General features: G+C 50.6%; 4 protein-coding genes. 1 reads left to right on the top strand and 3 read right to left on the bottom strand.

Annotation, left to right across the window (positions count from 1 at the left end):
- Both ABYT30_RS17425 and ABYT30_RS17420 read right to left on the bottom strand, forming a co-directional pair.
- Window positions 1–1,006: hypothetical protein (locus ABYT30_RS17425; RefSeq protein WP_373097742.1), on the bottom strand; the 1,006-nt coding region annotated here is incomplete at its 3' end.
- A 41-nt stretch (window positions 1,007–1,047) separates the two neighbouring features.
- Window positions 1,048–2,214 carry a sulfotransferase gene (locus ABYT30_RS17420; RefSeq protein WP_373097741.1) on the bottom strand — a complete coding sequence of 389 codons (1,167 nt, stop codon included), beginning with the start codon at window positions 2,212–2,214 and terminating at the stop codon, window positions 1,048–1,050.
- Window positions 2,215–2,440: 226 nt separating this feature from the next.
- On the opposite strand from ABYT30_RS17420, the gene ABYT30_RS17415 reads away from it, so the two are divergent.
- On the top strand, window positions 2,441–3,097 hold the full coding sequence (locus ABYT30_RS17415; protein WP_373097740.1) for a TetR/AcrR family transcriptional regulator: 657 nt from the start codon (window positions 2,441–2,443) through the stop codon (window positions 3,095–3,097).
- 66 nt (window positions 3,098–3,163) lie between these two features.
- Here ABYT30_RS17415 and ABYT30_RS17410 read toward each other — a convergent pair.
- Window positions 3,164–3,343, bottom strand: a 180-nt coding sequence (locus ABYT30_RS17410; RefSeq protein ID WP_373097739.1) for a hypothetical protein, incomplete at its 5' end; no start/stop codon positions are given.

The following is a 3,343-nucleotide window of genomic DNA, read 5'->3' as shown; positions in this document are numbered from 1 at the left end:
TTCGATTCTCAATAATTAGCGCTTCCCCCTCTTCCAATTCAAAGATGCCCCCCGCGTAGAGATTGGTGCTCATACCGCCGCCGGTCGCGCCGGAGGCGACATTGATGTTATTGAAGGCATTGCGTTTAAACGCCACCCCCGGAATTGAACCGGGGCGCTCGCCGTAGGTGCCCATTGGAATAGTCCAGAAGGCATTCCAAAAATGCACCTGATTGCGCACCAATTGCCCAAGCTCGCGCAGCTGCGCTGCAGCACTTTCTGCCGAATACGTTGGCGGCTGCCCTGCTACCGCTAAAGGGGTAATCGCAAAATGAATAGCCTCCTCGTATTCCCAGTCGTTAAATAGCTGACGTCCGCTTATGTAGTTGGCATAGCGTTCAGGGCCAAGCTCAGGGTTGGTGGGGTGGGGCCTGTCGACGATTTTTAAGGTGGAGATAAAATTACCCTCGTACCCTGCGGGTTTTTCTGGAGCCAATAAAATATCAAAACTGCCGTCGGCATTGACCGCTATACACGAGGAGTCAAGACGCCCGGTCTGGGTCTTCATACCCGGTCGCAATTCGCTCAGCTCGCCGGAATCCCCCGCTAGGCCACCGGCACTGGCTTCAAAAATAAGATAGTGAGGCGCCTTGCGCACCCCCGCCTTCGACTCTCCGCCACGCCAATGTTGGGAATCGCCCATTTCGCCGTGAATTCGGTAGCTTGCGCGGCCGTCGATAGGCGCAAAAAAATAAATGGCATCAGCGTTATCAATGGTGCCACGATTAATCGCACTTAAGGAATTGCGAAATTGCGGGCGCTGGGGATCACTGTGAAATGCGCGCTCGACCGCACTGTGCATATAGCCCATAAGGTAGCGGTAACCCTCAGCCAAATTGCGATCACTTGCCGGCGGCGGCATGAGATCAGGGTTGTCGATGGCCTCGCGGGCTTGCTGTAAAGACGCAATCATCTCATCCCACGCGGCGCGCAAGGCTTGCTGAGCGGTGTCTGTGTCCATCGTCATTTAAGATTCTCCTTATTAGGATTTACTGCAATACAAACTCGTCATACCGCTGATTGTGGCCAGCCGAAGTCGCGAAAAAACACCGCCAGTTCTTTTTCGATACGCGCAGGGGACAATTCATAGTCGTCTATGCTGTAGGCAAACCGAGTGCTGTGACTGCGTTCTTTATCTTCTTGAGCAAGTAAATAACGATCGAATTCTGGCGATACCGTCATATTGAATGCCTCGTAGACCTGTAACACCGTAGTTCGTGGTTGCCTGGTAAGCTGACGATAATCGACCACAATTTGCGGGGTATTAGGGTGGCGCGCCAATACCTGACGCGGATGCTGAAAGGTCTCGAAAGACACTTCGGTCAAGGCTCGCAACGACGCGTCATAATCCTCCCGCCGCCAGCCCTTGGCTCTCCAGCTCACTTCTACCAATTTCAATACACTCGGCATGCACTCACGAGGATCGCGCACCACTACCGCGATACGGGCATCAGGAAAGGTCTTAATCAAGGATTCTACCCAACCACTCATCACTGGGTTTTTACTGAGATGAATACCACTACCGCCATTGAGCAATAATTGGCGTTTAACGCACTCACGATAGTGACGCAACCAACGACGACGCTTTTTCACTGGCATTTCGTCAACATGGAAAAGATCAATCACGTCCATCATCGGCACATCCAAGGCCCACTGCTGGGTAAGAAACGCGCCGCGCATCACGAATTGGTCCTCCTCTGAGTTCCATAAACTCATATCGTGAATGTGGCGATATTTGCCAAAGGTTCTTTCATCACAGGCCATTAGCCGCTTTTTAATCGGACCACCAAACACATGCTGATCGACCCAGCCGAGACCGCGAATAATTTTTTTCTGGAGCAGCGAGGGAAAGAAGGTCTCCCAATACAGAAAGTAACTGAAGGTTTCGCCATCGGCGGCTAATAGGCGATGAATCAAGGTGGAGCCACTGCGCGCATGCCCCACCACAAAGACCGGCTGGCGAATCTCTTGGTGCCACAAGCGGGGAAAAAAAAGGTAGTCCAATACAAAACAAAGACTGTGAATAAGGGTTATCAGCGGCACCAAGAAAACAAGCCGGAATAACATGCGTCGACGCCCACGCCAAACCTTCAGCGACCACACATGGCGTAGCACCCGCCAGTAATATTCGATATCAAAGTACATAATAAAGGGTCCGTTAAATTGAGCAGTCACCTGACTCTACGTCCCCGCCAGGACTGCAACAACTCGCGTTTGGCCCCATTCACTTTAAACACAAATCCACGATATACGGGAGCTTCAAGCTCTTTCAACGTGCAAATAAGACACTACTCACGTTTACGCTTTCTGCTAATCCGGCAACAGCTACCCCGAATGCAGGGCGCAATGTAGCCCCGATTTGCTACAGTTGAGGGGTTCATATACACAATGGGTTTCGACAATGAAGAAATTACCACCAGAACCCCGTCGTCGGCCGAGTCAGAGCCGCTCAAAAGTATTGGTAGACGCCATTATCCAAGCCTGCAAACAGGTATTGGCCGACGAGGGCCAAGAGCGCCTTACAACCAACCGCATCGCCGAAGTTGCCGGAGTGACCATTGGCTCCCTTTACCAATACTTCCCAAATAAAGAGGCCATACTCGCGAACCTGCTCAGCGAAGAATTTGCTGCGGCAAGTGACCAAGTCTGCCGAGAAGTGACGCCCCGGGTTGCCGCACAGATTGGGATTTCCCTGCGCGCCACCATCCACGAGCTCATTCACGTCACCGCAGAATTACATCTGCGCTACCTACGACTACACGGCAGCTTTTATCGGGAGTACCACGATTTTTTTGATTTCCACGGCAAGGTCAACAAGCACATGACCGAGGTTTTCCACCAACCATCATGGCAAGACTGGCTACCTGATCTTTTAAAAAAATACGAAAATGAAATTATCGTCAGTGATCTTGATCAGGCCGCGTTTATAAGCGCGAATATCATTGAAGGCTTAATAAGCAAAGGGCTAAAGGACAGGCCAGAGTGGCTTGAGAGTGATATTTATCTCGACAATATTGAAGCTGCCGTGATGAATTTTTTGCAGGGCTGTAGTGGTTAATCGCTTCTAAAGAGCGTTAAAACGCTGAGTAATCGGATTGCCCAGCGTTATTTATCTATTTAAATTTTACCGCTGCCAAGTATAAATGAAGTCCAAGCCAACACTACGCGGCTCGCCAAACATGATCGAACGGCCCGCTTCTGGCAAATTATGAATATTATTGATGCTGTACTCTTCGTCGAGCAAATTCTTACTCCACAGCGCAATATCAACATCTCCATCAAACAGTGTCAGGTCGTATAAACC

The sequence above is a fragment of the Zhongshania sp. genome, assembly GCF_041623545.1.
Taxonomy (GTDB): Bacteria; Pseudomonadota; Gammaproteobacteria; order Pseudomonadales; family Spongiibacteraceae; genus Spongiibacter.
This window is presented reverse-complemented; position numbering and strand designations above follow the sequence as displayed.

Coding starts and splice junctions, on each gene's coding strand:
- ABYT30_RS17415 (WP_373097740.1), top strand. CDS start 2,441: ATGAAGAAATTACCACCAGAACCCCGTCGTCGGCCGAGTCAGAGCCGC.